Below are 17,961 nucleotides of genomic sequence, written 5' to 3' on the forward strand. Positions count from 1 at the left end.
TAGCAGTCTCAACACGATCAGTTTTAACGCTATCCGTTTTAACTCTATCCGTTTCAGGGCTATAGTTCATCAGCCGTACCTCTTTCATCCGTGACCAAAAACGCGATATCGATAACCCCGTTGTCATCCAGAGTAAAGCGGACACTGTCACGTTCGATGCCTGACTCGTCTTTTCCGGCACAGCCGTTAAACAGCTGCCAGTCATAGCGATAGCGCAACCGGTACTGATTATCGCTGATATGCTCAACACTCAGCACTTCAATCCCGTTGACATTGTGAGCCATCAGGTCGATATGGGTTAAATCCGGAATTAAACGCGTTTCAAACTCCGTCTTATGAGCATCTAGAAAAACCGCTAACTGTTGACACAAATCTTCATCATGCTCTGGGCTGGCTTTAAATATCAATGGCATCGTTTCCCTCTGTATCAATCGATTAGGATACCAAACACAAAAACGCCTTCCCGAAGGAAGGCGTTTTATCCACTTAACTCAGCTCTTCAGCCAGGAGTTGTTGTGCAGATTTAGGCTTGTCACCCTGACCGAAACCGCGCAGTCCGACCACGTGCACGTGCTCATGGTCCTTAAACACCTTACGTACCAGTTTATAGGTCGTACCCTTCTCAGGACTGATGTTTTCCGGCGCAGCAATCAATAACTGCATATCAAGGCGATCACACAGCTCAAACAAAGTCGCAATCGACTTACCATCCAGACGAGCAGCTTCATCCAGGAACAGCAGACGACATGGCATAATGTCTTTACTGCGCAGGCGGCGCGATTCCTCTTCCCAGCTCTGCACTACCATCAGCAGAATAGACTGACCGGTACCAATCGCTTCACCGGTCGACAGCGCGCCGGACTCGGCTTGCAACCAGCCATCAGAGCCACGGTTAACCTCAACACTCAGCTCAAGGTAGTTACGGTAATCCAGCAGCTCCTCACCCAGTACCTGCGGTGAACGCTGCCCCATGTCAATATGCGGGTTCACACGCTGGAACAGCTTAGCCATCGCTTCAGAGAAAGTATAGCGCGAGGTTTCAAACAGGTCCTTGTGCTGAGCCTGATTCTCCGCCAGACCGGACAACAGAATTTCATGGCTTTCACGTACTTTCACGTTCAGGCGCACGCCACTGACCTGACCAAACCCGATGTTTGACAGGCCCTGGTTGAGCATCCGAATCCGGTTCTGCTCACGCTGAATCGTCTTACGGATAATACTGGCGACGGAATCTGAACTGATCGCCAGGCGGTTTTCGCGCTGAGTCAGCTCTTCGGTCAGACGGGCCAGTTCCACTTCCATCTCTTCGATTGCTTCCACCGGATCGTCGGTACGAATAATGTCCTGACGGATCCGCTCACGCAGGTGCTGGTAGACAGCAATGTAGAACAGAACCTTCCGCTCAGGACGGCTGTTGTCTTCCGACAGACGCAGCGCATCACGCAGATCGTCATTGTTCGCCACCGCCAGACGCAGTGCACCCAATGATTTATCTGACATCGAACGCAGCTCACCAGCCGATAGGTAAGCCAGTTCACGCTTATGCAGACGACGTTCGACATCATTGTCACGCGCCAGACGCAGTACTGAACACCAGCCCGCTTTGGCATTCACAACGAAAGTACGCAGCTCTTTGTAGTCTTTCTCGACCTTCTTCATCCGCTTGGCCAGAGACTTCATCTCCAGCTCAGTCGAGGTAATGGTACGCTCATATTCGCTTTTACGACTGCGCGAGCTGTGCAGGCGCTGTTGCAGTTCATCACGACGACGCTGAGCGCGTTCAACGGCGCCTTCGTCTGCGTGCACACCATATTCCTGCAGCTCGGCTTTGAATTCCTGTACGGTTTCCAGTTTGGCCTGATGCGAACTCTTCAGCGACGCCAGAACCTGGTTATACTGGTTGAGCTGTGACTGAGCCTGTTTCAGCTCTTCACGCTGACGTCCACGCTGATTTTCTGCCTGTACCAGCTTGGCTTTAAGTTGCTCACTCAGTTCACTGCTCTGATTGAGCAGATCAACCGAATCTTCATAAGCGAAGTGATGACGACGCTCAAGCAGATCCGACAAGGCGAAGATCTGAGTCTTCAGGGTCTGCAGTGCCTGGTCAGCCTGCTGGTACTGGGTTTCCAGCGCATCAAACTGCTCAGGGTCCGCTTCCAGCGCTGAGGCGATATTCTCCAGTTCGGCGACCGCTTTACCGTGCGCGGTGAGGAAGGTTTTTGCTTCACTCAGACGAGCAATATTGGCGCTGATTTCTTCTAAACGCTCTGGCAGGGAATCATCTTCCAGCAGCAGCATATTCGGCGCAATTTTGTCCAGTGCCGTCAGGGCCTGCTTGCTCAGTTGCAGCTGACTGCGTTGTTGCTGCTCCTGGTTATCCAGTTCAGCCAGAGTACGCGCAGCCTGATTGCGTTTATCGCGAATCTGCTGCAGTGCCTGCTCCGGATCGTCATTAAACGCCACCTGCAGGTGCTGGGCAACGAACTGGTTAAAGCTGCTGTACAGACGCTGCAGTTTCTGCGAGTCAAACGCTGCTTTCGCATGCTGTTCAACCACTTCTTCACGTTCATTGCGCAGCAGTTCCAGGCGCTGTTCACGTGCCGCGCGGCCGAACAATGGGATTTTCGGGAAGCGTGAGTAACGGATCTGGTGTGCATTAAGCTGCACGCAGACCGCGCCTTCAAGCTCTTCCGCATTCATCGCACTGTCATCAAAGGCATCCACATCGCCCTCGATCAGGTACAAGTCTTCCGGACAGTCGTCCAGTTCAACCAGTTTTTCTTTGATTCCAGACAGATCCGACACCACAATCGCGTGGCGCGCCGGGCCATACATGGCACTGAAGTATGGCGCATCGTCGATGGTAATATCATCATAGATCTCTGACAGCAATACACCGCCCAGCGTATCCGCCAGACCTTTCAGACGCGGATCGTCCGAACCACCCGGCGACGCCAGGCGTTCAATTTCACTGTCAAGCTGAGTTCGGCGCTCAGCCAGACGATCTTTGGCGATCGACTGAGCTTTTTCCTGCTCCAGCACGATCTGCATCTGCGCCATCACTGACTGGCTGTCAGCCAGTTCAGCATCACTCTGATCACGCAGCGTTTCCAGCGCATCGCTGGCTTTAATCCAGGCCGGTGCAATGGATTCCAGACGGCTAATCTCAGCCTGGTAATCCTGTTCCAGTCGGCGTTGCTCACTGCGTTTCTCACGCAGCTCTTCGTATGAGGCTTCAACACTTTCCAGCAACGCCGCATGGCGTTCCTGCTCTTGCTCAACCGTCATCTCATCACTCAGAGTCACCTGATGCTGCGACTGATAGCTTTCTGCCAGGTGACGAACCACATTCTGCTGCTCGATGCGGCGTTCCAGGTCACGCTGCTGCGAGTACCACTGGTGTTCGTTCTGTACCACCTGCTTAGCGTCCGTCGCCTGACGGACGAGGGCTTTGGCTTTATCGGCCGCGTCACCGCGCGCGACTTCGCCCAGCACGCTTTTCACCAGAGCATAAGCTTTATCAAACTGGGTCGCTGCCGCGGATGACATATCCAACTTATGTTTCAGCGCCAGCAGTTCAGTCGTACGGTTCTCCTGCTCAGCTTTGAGGCCGGAAACCAACGACTGAGCCGTGTCGGCACTCAGATGCTGATCATCGAGCAGCGTGCGTGCTCTCTCCAGTGCAGTCACCGCTTGCTGATATTGCAGAGCGCGGGTTTGCTGAACATCCAGTGCCTGCTGGTAGTCAGCCAGTTGCGTTTTCAGGCTATCGACTTCTTCTTCAGCAATCAACGCCTGCTCTTCCACCGTCAGGACGCGCTCCTGCGCTTCCTCAACCACCATCATCTGCTCTTCGAGACGAATGTTAAGCTCTTCAAGATCATCCTGATAGCGGGCAATTTTCTCTTGCTGGCGCAGTGCATTCTGCACCAGTTGCAGGTGATCGGAAGCCCCCTGATAGTCCTGCTCCAGGGTCGCTTCCGTTTCCACCAGCAGTTCCAGCTCTTCATGCACCCGATTAAGCAGGCTGTTCTGCTCAATCAAGGTTTCACGGGCGCTGAACAGTTCGCCACGCAGCGCCAGGGCTTGATCCATTTTCTGACGACGATCGTTAGCATGGCGCATGTAGTCGGCAGCCACATAGTTGGTCGATTCAGTGATCAGATGTTTGAACAGATCACGATCTGCCTGAGTGGTTTTGATCGCTTCCAGCGTCATTCGGTTCTCACGCAGCGCGGATTCCATGTCCTGGAACGCTTTTTTCACCCCGCCATTTTGTGGCAGCAGGTAATCACGCAGCGAGCGGGTAATCGCACTGGAGATACCGCCGTACAAAGAGGCTTCAATCAGGCGGTAAAATTTTGAACGGTCACTGCTGTTACGCAGTTTCTTCGGTACCACACCCAGTTCGAACATCTGGTTATGGTAATCGACTATCGAAGCAAATGACTTAAAGTGCGCGCCTTCAATCGCCGTAACGGCGTCTTTAACTTCATTGATCTGACGCACGCGGGCATGGTTGTCTGACACGCTTTCAACCAGGACATCGGTAGGCTTAACATGACTTGGCAGGCCCTGAATCAAAAATGGTTTGATATCGACTTTTTTATCACGGCCGGCGACTTGTTGCAGCTTAACCGCAAACAGTACGCGCTGATTACGTGAGTTCACTACATCCAGCGCGGCATAACAGGCACCCGGCTGCAATTTACCGTACAAACCTTTATCACGTGAGGCCTGGGAGCTGCCCGCTTCTGTGGTGTTACGGAAATGAAGCAGGGTCTGGTCCGGGATCAACGCCGTAATAAACGCGGCCATGGTGGTCGATTTACCCGCACCGTTACCGCCGGACAAAGTGGTGACCAGATTATCGATGTCAAACGTACGGGCAAAGAAGCCGTTCCAGTTGACCATGGTCAGTGATTGATATTTACCACGTTCAATCATGCATCACCTTCCCGCTCTGATTGCTCATCATCTTGTGAATCCAATAAATCATCGTTATCCAGCAGGCTTTGCTGATTCGGCTCTTGGCTATGCACGACCGCCTCGCCATCACGAATCAGACGCAGCTGTGCATCCCGCATGTCATCGCCAACACGGACATCAGCACCAAAGCGGAATACCGCTTCTGAAATGCGGAATTTACCGGTATCGCCAATATTGATCAGCATACCGAGGCGACGTAAACGTCGCAGCGAGGTACGCACTTTTTCAAACAGTTTTTCTTTATCCAAATCAGAGCCGTTGGCACGGTTGGTGACCAACTTCATCAGCTTCTTCTCATCCGCTAACGCCAGCAGCTCTTCATACAGCTCCTGATTGGTGAAGATGCCCTCGTGAGCCAGACGCTCCGGGCTGAGGTACAGGAAACACAACACTTTACCTACCAGCATGTCCAGCTCAGACAGCACACTACGGCTAATCAGTGAGGTTGAACGTGGACGCAGATAAAAGAAGCCTTCCGGCGCACGCACCAGTTCGGTGTTATAACGCTGATAGAACTGAGCCAGTTCCGGCTCAAAGTCGGACAACAGGGCATGGTTATCCATGTCGTCACTGGAAATATGACGGCCGGCACGCAGCAGGCTGTCCAGCGCCGGGAACAGAGGGTTCGCGATCGCTTTGGCCAGATTCTCTGGCATGTATTCATTAATATCGGTCGATGACATTTGCTTGTACCTTTGCACCAAATTCGTTGATCGCCTGCCAGTCTGGCTGAATTGCCCGATAATCCGAGCCTGAGTAACCGAGACGTACCGCCTGGTCGACCACAATTCGTGCTAAATCAAAATGATGAGTTCTCGGGTGAGCGGCGAGGTAATCACGCAACACGCTGCCAAGATCAATCGGCATGCCCTGCTCTTTATGACCTTTCAGCATTTCGCCGATGCGCTCTGCCAGCTCATCATTGACCTGTTGGAATTCTTCATATTCTACTTCGACCGGCACATGACCCGTCACTTCTTCGTCACGCAGCACCAGAGCCTCATCGCGCAGATCACTGAGGCGCTCCGCTTCGGCGTAAGTGAGATACCATGGTTGATCGAAATAATCATTCACCGACTGACGCAGACGCTGGCTGAAGGCCCGGTTCTGGTCCATATCGATGGCTGTACGGATAAATTTATGCACATGGCGGTCGTAGCCAATCCACAGGTCAATCGCCTGCTGGCCCCAACTGGTGATCCGGTCGAGCTTCATCTGCAACCCAAACAGGGTTTCTCCGATAAAGTCCAGTTCCTCATCGCCATAGACAATTTCCTGAATATCCAGGATCTGGGTCTGTAATTCATCGCCCGCCGCCTGCAAGGTGTCTTGCAGTTCTCGCAGTGTGGACGAGGTCTCCGACAGCAGAGATTCACAGTTGATAATCGCATCGCGCCAGTCTTTATTGAGCAGCTCAGCTATCTGTTGTTTGACGGACTGCTGCTGCTCATCCATGACACGCTGGTTAAGGTCGATACGATCGAAAATTTCGCCTACCGAGTATTTCAGCACTCCGTAGACGTTTTTCTTCCAGTGACCCGGCGTGCCGCCCTGCTGCGCAGACTCCACCGCTTTCGCCATTTCGTCAGCCACCATCGAGAGCTGAATCGACAGTTTCAGCTTGGAGAATTCGCGGTGGCGAACATAATAGTCGGTGATGCCGACGGCCAGCGGAGACAGACGGTAGATACTGGCACCATCGGTGACTTCACTGGTAAAGCGACTGATCAAACGCTGTTTTACCAGCTCATTAATCGCATTGTTGGCCCGAAAAGCAGACGCCTCGCCCGTGTCTTCGAACATGCGGGTCACAATCACAAACGCATCATGCAACTCGCCTTCACCTAGCTCTTCATCGAACCGTTCGTTGCTTAACACCGAAATGGCGATAAGAAACGCCAACCGTTCGGTGCTCAGGTTCAATGAGAAATCGTTCTGCTTGACCCAACTGACCAATTCGTCGATTGGCTGCTCCGCAGCGTTCTGAGTTAACTCACTCATTGTTATTCCTGTTATTGTTTTTTCTGGGCCCATACATGGATGTATCGGCCTAATGAGAGGTACGGCTCCTGACGGCAAAATTTCTGCTCCAGGGCCAGCACATCCTCATATTGGTATTCGCCCATGTTTTTCATGTTACCGATGTAATCACTAAAACAGCGAATGCCTGACTTACCGCAGATCTCAAATCCGGCCGCTTCTATCCACTGATAAACATCGATCGGGATAAGCCCTTGCTGCGGTTGCAGTTTAAATCTTTTACGATGTGGCATGCCATCAAGGACATGCGGAATATTGCCACACACGGCGTTTTTGTAGACCAGGCCATGATAGTTGTAAAACATCACCGAGACCATGCCACCCGGTCTTACCTGAGCGAGCAGGTTGTCCAGTGCAGCTTTTGGATCAGCCAACCATTCCATCACAGCGTGGAACATGGCAATATCCACCGGTTCTGATAAATGTTCCTGTACTGACTGTACCGGTGAATGAACCAAGCGATACTGCTCAAGCAACCCGTTATTTGCAATATCCTTCTCTGCCAGTTGCAGCATTTCAGAAGACAGATCACACAAGGTAACGCGATGGCCCAGGCGGGCCAGTTTTTGAGACATCTGAGCAAGACCGCCTCCTGCATCTAAAACGTGCAAAGGTTTGCTTATTCCATCAAAATGCGTTAACAGTTGGAGTAAATCTTCCCAAACAATGACTTGGCGAATCTCGCCTTTGTCAGAACCGTATATGTTTTTTGCAAATTTGTGGGCAATATCGTCGAAATTGCGATCTTCTGTCACTGTAGCATGCGTTATGATAATAAATCGTGCTGCTATTCTGTCATAGGAATGGCAGGAATAAAGAGGCTTTTAGCCCTTTTTATTATCAAGTGCTGTTTTTTCGGACTATTTGTTTATGTTTGAGCTGAAAAAAATTGTTTCTTCTTTAATGATGCCACTTCCGGCATTGCTGCTGATTGGTTTTGTGGGCCTGATGCTGATCATGTTCACGGCCAAACGCAAAACCGGATGCCTTGTTGTACTGTTCTCCCTGTCCGGTATTTTTCTGATCTCTTTTCAGCCGGTCTCCAGTCGTTTGCTGATGCCGCTTGAGCGTCAGTACACGGCTTTTTTACCGGTGGATGGCACCGTTGACTACATCATGGTGCTGGGTAATGGCCATGTGGTTGATGACCAGATTCCGCCGACATCCGAACTGAGCCGGGCGGCATTAATGCGCCTGAGTGAGGGGATTCGGGTGATGCGGATGTATCCCGGCTCTAAGTTGATACTGTCTGGTTATGCAGGCGGCAGTGAGTTCAGTCATGCGCGCATGCTGGCTCGTGTAGCGTTAGCGCTTGGCGTCCCTAAATCAGATATCATCTTGCTGGAAACCGCCAAGGATACCTGGGAGGAAGCACGTCAGGCTGCGGCGTTTGTGCAGCAGAGAACCCTGGTTCTGGTGACGTCCGCCAGTCATATGCAGCGGGCGCTGAACGAGTTTCACTCTGCCGGTCTGCAACCGATCCCTGCACCGACTAATTATCTGGCACAGAGCAATATTACCCAGCCATGGGACAAGTACACGCCCAAAGCACTCTATCTCGAGCAGACTGAACGCTTTTGGTACGAAAGTATGGGGCTTATCTGGCAATCTCTGCGGGACTGGGTAGCGGGACATCAGCAAACCGCTCCGCTACAAGGTTCTGAAACCACACTGGAATAATGGCAGATACAATAAAAAGACCAGCTTCAGGCTGGTCTTTTTACTCACTAGTGAATGACTCCTACTGACAGGCTGGTTACATCACGCCTCACCTTAGGGTTAACCACTGACAAAAGTATTAGTCACCGGCAAACATGTAGCCCTCGCCATGCACTGTGACAAAAATTTGCGGGTTCTTGGGGTCAAACTCTATTTTGGCGCGTAAACGACGAATCAGAACATCGATCGTTCGGTCATTTGGCATATCCACCCGATGACTGAGCAGATTAAGAATTTTCTCCCGGCTGAGCACCTGATTCGGACAAGAAGTCAAAGCGACCAGCAGCTCATACTCGGCCTTGGTCAGTCGCACCGGCTTGTCATCATAGAAGAGCGCGCGCCGGGCTATATCAAAACGCCAGTCCCCAAAGGAAACCGTTCCAGGCGGGAGCACACTTTCAGAGACCATATCTCCAGCCATCAAAGAGACCCGCCACAGCAGATTTTTAACTCTGGCTAAAAGCTCACGCAAGGCTATCGGATGCGTAATACAGTCGTCAGCGCCCATCTCTAAGCCGATAATCCGGTCGATACTGTCGACACGGCCAGTCAGCAAAATAATACCGGCGGTTGATTCCCCGCGCAGCTCTCTGGTCAGCAGCAGACCATCCTCATCGGATACATTAATATCCAGGATCAAAATGTCCACATGATGTTGTGTGAATATCGCCCGTAATCCCGCAGCATCACTGGCTTGTGAAACCCGATATCCTTCTTTGTCAAAATAACCAACCAGGGTATTACGTGTCACATCATCGTCAATAACAACAAGAATATGATTGCTCATGGCATAATTGGACCCATAAAAACGATGCAACCAATTTTAAATATTGCCAATGGCAATTCTAGCATTCACGGCAAAAATCCACGCCTTTATTGATTCAAGACAAGCTCTGACAGCAATGGCTTCTCCCCACAAACAACAAAACCTATTTTGTTTAACCGTTTTTTCACTTAACGCATTATTACTATTGATGATTATTGATTAGACTTACTACAAGTACACGCAGCCGGAGTCTGACCATGCAAGACATGCAAGAACTGAAAGCTTTCAATGATCAACGCGCCGAACTCTATTGGTGGTTATCCAGTTTATTCAACCAGGAACTGAGCGCCAAAGAGCTGGCCCAATATCATTCTCCGCAGATTCGTGGTTTCCTTTCCGGATTAGGTGAAAATGACGAACTCAAGCCCGCCGTCCGCAACATCATCAGCGCCCTTAACCGATTACTGGAAAGACAGGACGCGCAATTTGAGCTCGCCGCCGATTTTTGCCGTTTGTTTCAGGGGATCCAACCTCAAGCGCCTATCCCCTGCGCTTCTCATTACAACAACACATCCACTCCCGGCCATGACACAGCTGCGTCAGAAATGGCGCAGCTGATGAAAGCCGCCGGCATTGCTAATCCCTCACCGACGCAACCTGCCGATCACATCGCGGTGGAACTCGACTTTCTCGGCCATATGATCATGCGCAGCAATGAGCTGGAGAAACCGGTCCATATGGAGCAGGCATTCGCTGAACAGGCCATTTTTATCGAGAACAGTTTAATCAATTGGGTGCCACAATTTGCCCAGCGGTGCCGTGAGCATGACACCTTCGGATTTTACGCGGCCGTCACTGACCTGCTGGTTGCGTTATTAAAACTCGACTTAGCCTATCTCACCAACGAGTAACAGGCTTTTATAGCGCTTTAGGTGACCTAACCGGTCCGATTTAGTGATGATAATTTAGACTCATCCGATGAATTTCGTTGCGACTTAGAGCGTTGCAGTCTAGAATCTTGGCCGCAAACGATAAAATACAACGTTAAGATGCAAACCGCTGTTTAAGGGCGGTTTTTGTGTTTTTACTACTTATAGGCTTCACTTTGTGTAAAAGCCTAACCGCTGCTGAACCTGAGCATGGCTTCCCCCGAACGGCGGGATATACTGCTCAACGGGCAACATCCATCATGACGTATACCGTTCATGACACAATATTGTTGCATCGGCAGTCATCGACAGGACAAACCTATGGCTACGATTAAAGACGTTGCTCGCCTGGCCGGCGTTTCAACAACAACCGTATCTCACGTAATTAACAAAACCCGTTTCGTTGCAGAAGCTACACAAGAAAAAGTGATGGAAGCGGTAAAAGAGCTGAATTATGCACCAAGTGCCGTAGCTCGCAGCTTAAAATGCAACACCACCCGTACGATCGGTATGCTGGTAACCCAGTCAACCAACCTGTTTTTCTCAGAAGTGATCGATGGCGTAGAAAGTTACTGCTACCGGCAGGGTTACACGCTGATTTTATGTAACACCGGCGGCATCTATGAAAAGCAACGTGACTACATCCGCATGCTGGCAGAAAAGCGTGTTGATGGCATGCTGGTGATGTGTTCGGATCTGACCGAAGAACTGCTGGAAATGCTTGAAGCACATAAAGACATTCCGAAAGTGATCATGGACTGGGGCCCGGAAACTTCTCAGGCCGATAAAATCATGGACAACTCAGAAGAAGGGGGTTACCTCGCGACAAAATATCTGATTGACCATGGACATCAGGATATAGCCTGTCTGAGCGGCCATTTTGTCAAAGCGGCTTGTCAGGAACGTATTGCGGGCTTCCGTCGTGCGATGGCTGAAGCCAATCTGCCGGTATGTGAAGACTGGATCCTGGAAGGTAACTTCGAATGTGATACCGCTGTACTGGCGGCAGACAAGTTGATTGCCATGGATAAGCGACCAACTGCCGTGTTCTGTTTCAATGACACCATGGCTTTGGGTCTGATCAGCCGTCTGCAACAACGCGGTGTACGTGTACCGGATGATATGTCTGTGATTGGTTACGACAACATCGAATTAGCCGAATATTTCTCACCACCGCTGACGACTATCCACCAGCCAAAACGTCGTGTGGGTAAAAACGCATTTGAGATCCTGCTGGAGCGCATCAAGGATAAAGAACACGAGCGCCGTGTATTCGAGATGCATCCGGAAATTGTAGTACGAGATACGGTAAAAAACTTAACAAAATAAGGGCTTTATCGAAAATACGCATCGCATCCCATATGAGCACGCGTTAGTTGTGTTAATTTTGTTGCACCCGTTAAATATAAACTTTAGAATGAGTATCACATTTGCAGGCTGTAAATGTGATACTCATTCAATGATTTAATCATCCTTTGATAAAAAGGAGATGTCACGCACAGGGCAAACCATCTGAAAAGGTGGGACGCAAAGCCTCCGGCCTGAACCAGTTTCTGGTAGGTAGCGGGGTTACCGATGGCAAAAATGCATTAATTACGAAGTTGACTCCCTACTGACACACATACTGCATTCTTTTGCTACTCTCTCGGACCTGATTTTGGTGGCGTATTAATTAATACACCGAGACTTAAAGCATGGATAAACCAATACTTAAAGATTCAATGCGGCTATTCGAACAATTAGGACGCGTTAAATCTCGTTCAATGTTCGGCGGATTCGGCATTTTTGTCGATGACACCATGTTCGCATTAGTAGTTAATGATAAATTACACATACGTGCCGACGACGCTTCAACTGCAAAATTTAAGCAACAAGGTTTCGAACCCTATGTTTATAAGAAGCGGGGTTTCCCGGTCGTAACCAAATATTTTGCGTTACCGGAAGACTGTTGGTCAGACACCGGACGTATTCTGGAAGATGCTAAAGCTGCACTTGCCGTTGCAAAAGCAGAACGGGAAACACAAGCCCAGGCAAAACCAGATCGTTTAAAAGACTTACCTAACCTGCGATTAGCGACAGAACGGATGCTGAAAAAAGCCGGCATTCAAAGCGTTGAAGACTTGCAGGAAAAAGGTGCCGTAGAAGCTTACAAAGCCGTTAGACAGTCACATTCTTCAGATGTCGGTTTGGAACTTCTGTGGGCACTGGAAGGCGCGATAGAGGGCAAGCACTGGTCAGTAATCCCTCAGGCACGTCGCGACGAGTTGTTACAACGTTTGTCTTAATCCCTTAAAAATCAGAGCAACTTCACTTAATAAAGCACTCGCAAATGCGGGTGCTTTTTTTGTTGTTGGGTGAAACTTTTTTGTTTTGGGTGAAATATGGCTTTTGGTGAAATTTGGTTTACGGTGAAAGAAAAACACGATAAAACCTGTCTCACTAATTATCTAGCAAAACATCGCTATTTATCTTTCAGGTTATCACCATCAGGAGCACATATGAGTCGCAAGTGGGTTTGGGGAATTCTGCTTATCGGGATTATCTTATCAGCCAGTATTGTATTGGGCCCTTCCCTGACTCTGGAGAATGCGAAATTACAGCAATCATTACTCAATGAGTATATTCAGAGCCATTTAATTTCAGCCGCCGCTCTCTATTTCTTCAGCTATCTGGTGATCACAGCATTATCTATTCCGGGCGCAGCGGTTGTCACACTACTGGGGGCCGCGCTGTTTGGTTTTTGGTTAAGCCTGCTGCTGGTCTCATTTGCCAGTACCCTGGGTGCCACACTGGCTTTTCTCAGCAGTCGGTTTCTGCTGCGTGAATGGGTGCAAAAGCGATTTGGGGCCAAATTGGAAACCATCAACCGCGGTATGGATCGTGATGGCGCCTTTTACCTGTTCTCCTTGCGCCTGATCCCGGTGTTTCCGTTTTTTCTGATTAACTTACTTATGGGGCTGACATCCATCAAAGCCACCCGTTATTATTGGGTAAGCCAATTAGGAATGCTGCCTGGCACTGCGGTGTATCTGAATGCCGGCACTCAGCTTGCCCAAATAGACTCACTGGCAGGTATCGTCTCGCCTTCCGTGCTGCTGGCTTTTGCACTATTGGGGGTATTCCCATTGCTAATGAAGTGGCTGCTCAATAAGCTTCCCCATCGTCGCTCCGATGCCACTTAACCGGATGTACAGTCTATGAAAATATTCATTGCCGCTAACCCAACCGACGCACACTTATTATGCGAATTACTCAAGCAAGCAGGAATAATCTGTGATGTACGAGGTGAAGGATTGTTTGGACTGCGCGGCGAATTGCCGCTCAATGATGATACTGCTCCGTATATCTGGCTCTTTCATCCTGAACAGCTGGCACAGGCCCAAGCACTGATTGAAGAATACACACGTCCGGCTGCCGACAGCAAAACGGCGGCATGGCGTTGTCACTATTGTGGTGAAATGAATGACGCGCAATTTGCCCTCTGCTGGCAGTGCGGAAAAGCTGACCAAGAGTAGCGAGAACAATCATCGTCAGATGTGCACAAGCTATCTCAGGTAATGCAAGGCGAAGTAACAACATGCTGCTGAATAAAACCAATTGAAACCTGGTTGAAGTGCTCAGGTTGCTCAACGTTACACACATGACCGCAATCAGGTATCTGGTATAATTCACTGTGACGGTGCGCAGCAACCATCTCTTTGACCGGCTGAATAAACATATAATCCTTCTCTCCCATCAGATAGAGCGTAGGAATCGCACTGTCCTTCTGTTTGAAATAGCCCATCAGCGGATTGACATCAGCCGCGAGAGTAAACCAACGTTTAAACTCTTTCTGACACAGCTTTTTCGCTTCACGAATAAACAAGTGGCGTGACTCTTTCTGACTGCGCTGCGGCATGACAATGTAGGCAAATAAACGATACAGCCACATGTAGGGAATGATGTGCTGGCCGAGGCGTCCGAGCTGAACCAGTATCTGAGAGCGGGCATTAAAGCGGGTAACCGCCCCGCCCAGCACCATAGACGAAATCCGTTCAGCCGACACTTCCGCAATATTACGCACTATGATGGTCCCCAAAGACATAGCAACAAAGTGAGCGGTGCGGATATGCAGGTGATCCAACACACACAGGACATCCTGAGTCACGGAGTGGAAGGTATAACGATGAGAGATTAACTCTTTGAGCAATTTGCCGGACTTACCATGCCCGCGCAGATCAATCAGCAATAAATTGAAGTGCTGTTTATAGGCTTTAATTTGCTTGAACCAAATCGACGAACTGCCTCCGGCACCATGCACAAATACCACCCACTCCGAGCTGAATGGATGCAGATACGTTTTATGGAACAAAATGTTGTCAGACATTAGTAACAGGCTCAGTAATCACTCGCGCACAGACTACCATAATCTGCGCCAGCGTAAGTCATCCAACACCGACAACTGTGCACAAAATAAACCACTTACCATAAAAAAACGGAATGCTTTCATATTCCGCTCATAAACCTTGTCGATTCAACACCAGATATCCGAACTCTGCTTTGACAGCAGTGCAACCGGGCAGCTCTTTAAAGACGGATATCGGCCTTTATCTGCGTCGGGTTAATCAAACCGGGCCAGACGATACATCTTGACATATTCCAGCGCCGACTCGCTCCAGCTGAAATCGGTGCCCATCGCGCGCTGCTGCACTTTGAGCACCTCATCGGGATGTTGCAGGTAAAACAGCAAAGCACGTTGCATTGTAATCAGCAGAGCTTCAGGTGACGGCTCCTGAAAGCCAAAACCGGTCGCCTCATGCGGGTACTTGTCATAATCATGTACTGTGTCTTTCAGCCCGCCAACCTCACGTACAATAGGCAAGGTACCGTAAGCCATACTGTAGATTTGGTTCAGACCACAGGCCTCGAACTCTGATGGCATCAGGAAGAAATCTGAGCCAGCTTCGACCAGGTGGGCAAACCGGTTGCTGTAGGCTTCGACAAACGCAAACTTATCAGCGTGATCTGCGGCAATCTTATGCAGCTTAGCCGCAACTTCAGGCTCACCAGTCCCCACAATCACCAACTGCACGTCATTACGCAGGAACTGCGCAATAATTGGCAGAATGTAGTGAAAGCCTTTCTGATGAGTCAGACGGCACACCATGCCAAACATCGGAATATCGCGTTGCGGTAATTGCAGTTCAGTTTGCAATGCGGCTTTGCTGGCGGCTTTACCGGCAAGCAAAGAATCCGTTTCGGCTGTGTATGTCTGAGGCAGGTAGCTATCGGTTGCCGGATTCCATTCTGAATAGTCACAGCCATTAACAATGCCGTGCAAATCACGGGCACGATGGACAAAATCATCAACCAGACCGTGCGAGCCGAGTGGTGTCAGCAACTCCGATGCGTAGTTCGGGCTAACCGCATTAATCTTATCGGCAAACGCAATACCGGCGCGCAACATGCTGATGTGATCATGACCATATTGCAGAAATTCCATGCCCGATAAATTCAGTTCCGGGATAACTTCCAGCTGATGGTAAGAAAAAATCCCCTTGAAGATGGCGTTGTGGATGGTCAGGACACTCTTTACATCCTCAAAATACCCATCATCCTGATAGCGGGTTTTGAGCAAAAAAGGAACCAGACCGGTATGCCAGTCATTAGCGTGGATAATATCCGGTTTGATACCCAGTTTAGGCAGTACGTCCAGACAGGCGGAAGAGAAGAAACCAAAACGCTCTCCATTGTCCGGATACGCCTGGTTGCCCTCAGCATAAAGCTGAGGACGGTCAAAATACTGGTCGCAATCGATAAGATAGACCGGCACACCATCGAGTTCACGCTGGCGTACCTGATAACGGATATGCGGCCAATGGGTCAGTTCGGTATCAAGGATCACCGGAGCTGAATCTTTGTCTGCAACTGTGCGATACCCAGGCAGTACAATCGCCACCTGGTGGCCAAGTTCAGCCAGTGCTTTAGGCAGTGCCTTAGCGACATCCGCTAAGCCACCACTCTTCACCAACCCTTCGGCTTCTGATACAACAAACCAAACATTAATGTGTTCAAGGTTAGAATCCAACTTTTGTTCCTTTTGCTATGACAACGATCCCCTCGTCGGACACATGGAAACGTTGTCTGTCCAATTCCAAGTCTTCGCCGATAACAGTCCCTGGGGCGATCTCCACATTTTTGTCGATAATGGCGCGCTTAACTGTGCAGCCTGCACCAATTTTCACGTCTCCCAAGATAACAGATTCACTAATGTAAGAGCCAGTGCCAATGTTACTGCGATACCCCAAAACCGACTTATAAATCTTCGAAGCCTGGATGTAGCTGCCGCCTGATACCAGGCTGTCTTTAATGGTGACCTTCTTATCCCCAACATCGACAAAGGTAGCCGGTGGCAGTGGTGGATAATAGGTATGCAGCGGCCAGCTACGGTTATACAGAGAGAATGGCGGCTCTTTATCAAGCAGATCCATATGCGCTGACCAGTAAGACTCTATCGTACCCACATCGCGCCAGTAGCTTGACTCCTTCTCACCCTTGATTTTATTGGTAGAAAAATCGTACACGTACACTCCGCCTTCCGGGAACATCTTCGGAATGATGTCTTTACCAAAGTCATGACTGGAGTTTGCGTTCGCGGCATCCTGACGTAATTCGTCGCATAAAATTTCGGTATCAAAAATGTAGTTCCCCATTGATACCAGCGCCCACTCCGGTTGACCCGGAATGGATTTAGGGCATTCAGGTTTCTCTTCAAAGCCAACCATCAGCCCCTCTTCATTGACTTCGATAACCCCGAACGAGGATGCCTGCGAAATAGGCATACGAATCGCAGCAACAGTCATACGAGCTTCCTGACGACGGTGGTAATCCAGCATCTGACGAATGTCCATCTTGTAGATATGATCAGAGCCAAAAATACACACCTGATCCGCCTCTGAGATTTCGACAAAACGCAGGTTCTGATAAATAGCATCTGCCGTGCCTTCATACCAGCGTTTGCCATCGCGCATCTGGGCAGGAATGGTATCAATAAAACGGTCACGAATACTGGAGACATTCCACCCTTTTTTCATATGCAGGTAGAGTGATTGAGATTTAAACTGCGTCAGTACGTAGAGACGCATTATATCCGCGTTGACGAAGTTATTCAGCGCGAAGTCAATCAATCGGTAACTGCCACCAAACGGCACGGCAGGTTTGGTTCTGGAAGCGGTCAGCGGCATCAGTCTGGAACCTTCGCCACCGGCTAAAATCATACCTAGTACACCAGTCATTATTATTCTCCATTTTTTGTATTGCGCTCGTCATATCTGAAAAGTGGGGGATGACGGCGTTTTCCTTTCAACCGGTAACATTAGATACAGCTAGCAGATACGTGGGGAAACGCAAAATGCAACCAGTTGGTTATCTACTTTATCTAAACCGTACAGGAATACAATTCAGGAATCAGCATTCTCTAATGGAATCTGTTGTTGCGTTTCCAACACCTAATAACGCTCACAAAACAGAGGGTTATTA

The 17,961-nt window shown here is 49.7% G+C and carries 15 protein-coding genes and 1 riboswitch; of the genes, 6 read left to right on the top strand and 9 right to left on the bottom strand.

From position 1 onward, the window contains the following. Positions 1 to 59 precede the first annotated feature (59 nt). The 5 genes from J0X00_RS20825 to cmoM form a co-directional block, all read right to left on the bottom strand. Complete coding sequence (locus J0X00_RS20825) at positions 60 to 413, bottom strand: hypothetical protein (RefSeq protein WP_136484477.1); 354 nt, start codon at positions 411 to 413, stop codon at positions 60 to 62. Between the two features lie 73 nt (positions 414 to 486). Continuing rightward, positions 487 to 4,947, bottom strand: a complete 4,461-nt coding sequence (gene mukB / locus J0X00_RS20830) for a chromosome partition protein MukB (protein WP_282477662.1) — start codon at positions 4,945 to 4,947, stop codon at positions 487 to 489. Further along, positions 4,944 to 5,672 carry a chromosome partition protein MukE gene (gene mukE, locus J0X00_RS20835; protein WP_168797000.1) on the bottom strand — a complete coding sequence of 243 codons (729 nt, stop codon included), beginning with the start codon at positions 5,670 to 5,672 and terminating at the stop codon, positions 4,944 to 4,946. The genes mukB and mukE overlap by 4 nt, the downstream gene beginning before the upstream one ends. Next, positions 5,653 to 6,990, bottom strand: a complete 1,338-nt coding sequence (gene mukF, locus J0X00_RS20840) for a chromosome partition protein MukF (RefSeq protein WP_136484474.1) — start codon at positions 6,988 to 6,990, stop codon at positions 5,653 to 5,655. The genes mukE and mukF overlap by 20 nt, the downstream gene beginning before the upstream one ends. A gap of 11 nt (positions 6,991 to 7,001) precedes the next feature. After that, the gene (gene cmoM, locus J0X00_RS20845; protein WP_136484473.1) at positions 7,002 to 7,784 is read right to left on the bottom strand and encodes a tRNA uridine 5-oxyacetic acid(34) methyltransferase CmoM; all 783 of its coding nucleotides are present in this window, start codon (positions 7,782 to 7,784) and stop codon (positions 7,002 to 7,004) included. A 115-nt stretch (positions 7,785 to 7,899) separates the two neighbouring features. On the opposite strand from cmoM, the gene elyC reads away from it, so the two are divergent. Beyond that, positions 7,900 to 8,709, top strand: a complete 810-nt coding sequence (elyC, locus tag J0X00_RS20850) for an envelope biogenesis factor ElyC (protein WP_136484472.1) — start codon at positions 7,900 to 7,902, stop codon at positions 8,707 to 8,709. A gap of 118 nt (positions 8,710 to 8,827) precedes the next feature. Here elyC and torR read toward each other — a convergent pair whose 3' ends face one another. Continuing rightward, positions 8,828 to 9,535, bottom strand: coding sequence for a two-component system response regulator TorR (torR, locus tag J0X00_RS20855; RefSeq protein WP_282477663.1), 708 nt, complete (start codon positions 9,533 to 9,535; stop codon positions 8,828 to 8,830). A gap of 245 nt (positions 9,536 to 9,780) precedes the next feature. On the opposite strand from torR, the gene torD reads away from it, so the two are divergent. From torD to J0X00_RS20880, 5 genes are all read left to right on the top strand, one after another. Next, a complete protein-coding gene (torD, locus tag J0X00_RS20860; RefSeq protein ID WP_282478335.1) occupies positions 9,781 to 10,425 on the top strand; it encodes a molecular chaperone TorD in 645 nt (214 codons plus the stop codon). A gap of 339 nt (positions 10,426 to 10,764) precedes the next feature. Beyond that, on the top strand, positions 10,765 to 11,772 hold the full coding sequence (gene purR / locus J0X00_RS20865) for an HTH-type transcriptional repressor PurR (RefSeq protein WP_282477664.1): 1,008 nt from the start codon (positions 10,765 to 10,767) through the stop codon (positions 11,770 to 11,772). A 163-nt stretch (positions 11,773 to 11,935) separates the two neighbouring features. Further along, a riboswitch (cyclic di-GMP riboswitch) is annotated at positions 11,936 to 12,020 on the top strand. A gap of 117 nt (positions 12,021 to 12,137) precedes the next feature. Continuing rightward, positions 12,138 to 12,728, top strand: coding sequence for a TfoX/Sxy family DNA transformation protein (locus tag J0X00_RS20870; RefSeq protein WP_136484469.1), 591 nt, complete (start codon positions 12,138 to 12,140; stop codon positions 12,726 to 12,728). Between the two features lie 213 nt (positions 12,729 to 12,941). Next, on the top strand, positions 12,942 to 13,625 hold the full coding sequence (locus tag J0X00_RS20875) for a TVP38/TMEM64 family protein (protein ID WP_282477665.1): 684 nt from the start codon (positions 12,942 to 12,944) through the stop codon (positions 13,623 to 13,625). A gap of 15 nt (positions 13,626 to 13,640) precedes the next feature. Continuing rightward, complete coding sequence (locus J0X00_RS20880) at positions 13,641 to 13,958, top strand: DUF2007 domain-containing protein (RefSeq protein WP_136484467.1); 318 nt, start codon at positions 13,641 to 13,643, stop codon at positions 13,956 to 13,958. Between the two features lie 35 nt (positions 13,959 to 13,993). On the opposite strand, the gene J0X00_RS20885 is transcribed toward J0X00_RS20880, so the two are convergent. The 3 genes from J0X00_RS20885 to glgC all read right to left on the bottom strand — a co-directional run bounded on the left by J0X00_RS20885 (position 13,994) and on the right by glgC (position 17,720). Continuing rightward, positions 13,994 to 14,824 carry an alpha/beta hydrolase gene (locus J0X00_RS20885; protein WP_282478336.1) on the bottom strand — a complete coding sequence of 277 codons (831 nt, stop codon included), beginning with the start codon at positions 14,822 to 14,824 and terminating at the stop codon, positions 13,994 to 13,996. Positions 14,825 to 15,043: 219 nt separating this feature from the next. Further along, positions 15,044 to 16,510 (bottom strand): glycogen synthase GlgA, encoded by a 1,467-nt coding sequence (gene glgA, locus J0X00_RS20890; RefSeq protein ID WP_282477666.1) that lies wholly within the window; start codon positions 16,508 to 16,510, stop codon positions 15,044 to 15,046. Beyond that, positions 16,500 to 17,720: a glucose-1-phosphate adenylyltransferase gene (gene glgC, locus J0X00_RS20895; protein WP_346762936.1), complete on the bottom strand. Its 1,221-nt coding sequence runs from the start codon at positions 17,718 to 17,720 to the stop codon at positions 16,500 to 16,502. The genes glgA and glgC overlap by 11 nt, the downstream gene beginning before the upstream one ends. Positions 17,721 to 17,961: the final 241 nt, after the last annotated feature.

Origin of the sequence: Vibrio sp. ABG19, assembly GCF_029962385.1 — a bacterium.
In the GTDB taxonomy this organism is placed as follows: Bacteria; Pseudomonadota; Gammaproteobacteria; order Enterobacterales; family Vibrionaceae; genus Vibrio; species Vibrio ostreae.

Coding starts and splice junctions, on each gene's coding strand:
- purR (WP_282477664.1), top strand. CDS start 10,765: ATGGCTACGATTAAAGACGTTGCTCGCCTGGCCGGCGTTTCAACAACA.
- torR (WP_282477663.1), bottom strand. CDS start 9,535: ATGAGCAATCATATTCTTGTTGTTATTGACGATGATGTGACACGTAAT.
- elyC (WP_136484472.1), top strand. CDS start 7,900: ATGTTTGAGCTGAAAAAAATTGTTTCTTCTTTAATGATGCCACTTCCG.
- mukB (WP_282477662.1), bottom strand. CDS start 4,947: ATGATTGAACGTGGTAAATATCAATCACTGACCATGGTCAACTGGAAC.
- J0X00_RS20825 (WP_136484477.1), bottom strand. CDS start 413: ATGCCATTGATATTTAAAGCCAGCCCAGAGCATGATGAAGATTTGTGT.
- mukE (WP_168797000.1), bottom strand. CDS start 5,672: ATGTCATCGACCGATATTAATGAATACATGCCAGAGAATCTGGCCAAA.
- J0X00_RS20870 (WP_136484469.1), top strand. CDS start 12,138: ATGGATAAACCAATACTTAAAGATTCAATGCGGCTATTCGAACAATTA.
- J0X00_RS20880 (WP_136484467.1), top strand. CDS start 13,641: ATGAAAATATTCATTGCCGCTAACCCAACCGACGCACACTTATTATGC.
- mukF (WP_136484474.1), bottom strand. CDS start 6,990: ATGAGTGAGTTAACTCAGAACGCTGCGGAGCAGCCAATCGACGAATTG.
- torD (WP_282478335.1), top strand. CDS start 9,781: ATGCAAGAACTGAAAGCTTTCAATGATCAACGCGCCGAACTCTATTGG.
- J0X00_RS20875 (WP_282477665.1), top strand. CDS start 12,942: ATGAGTCGCAAGTGGGTTTGGGGAATTCTGCTTATCGGGATTATCTTA.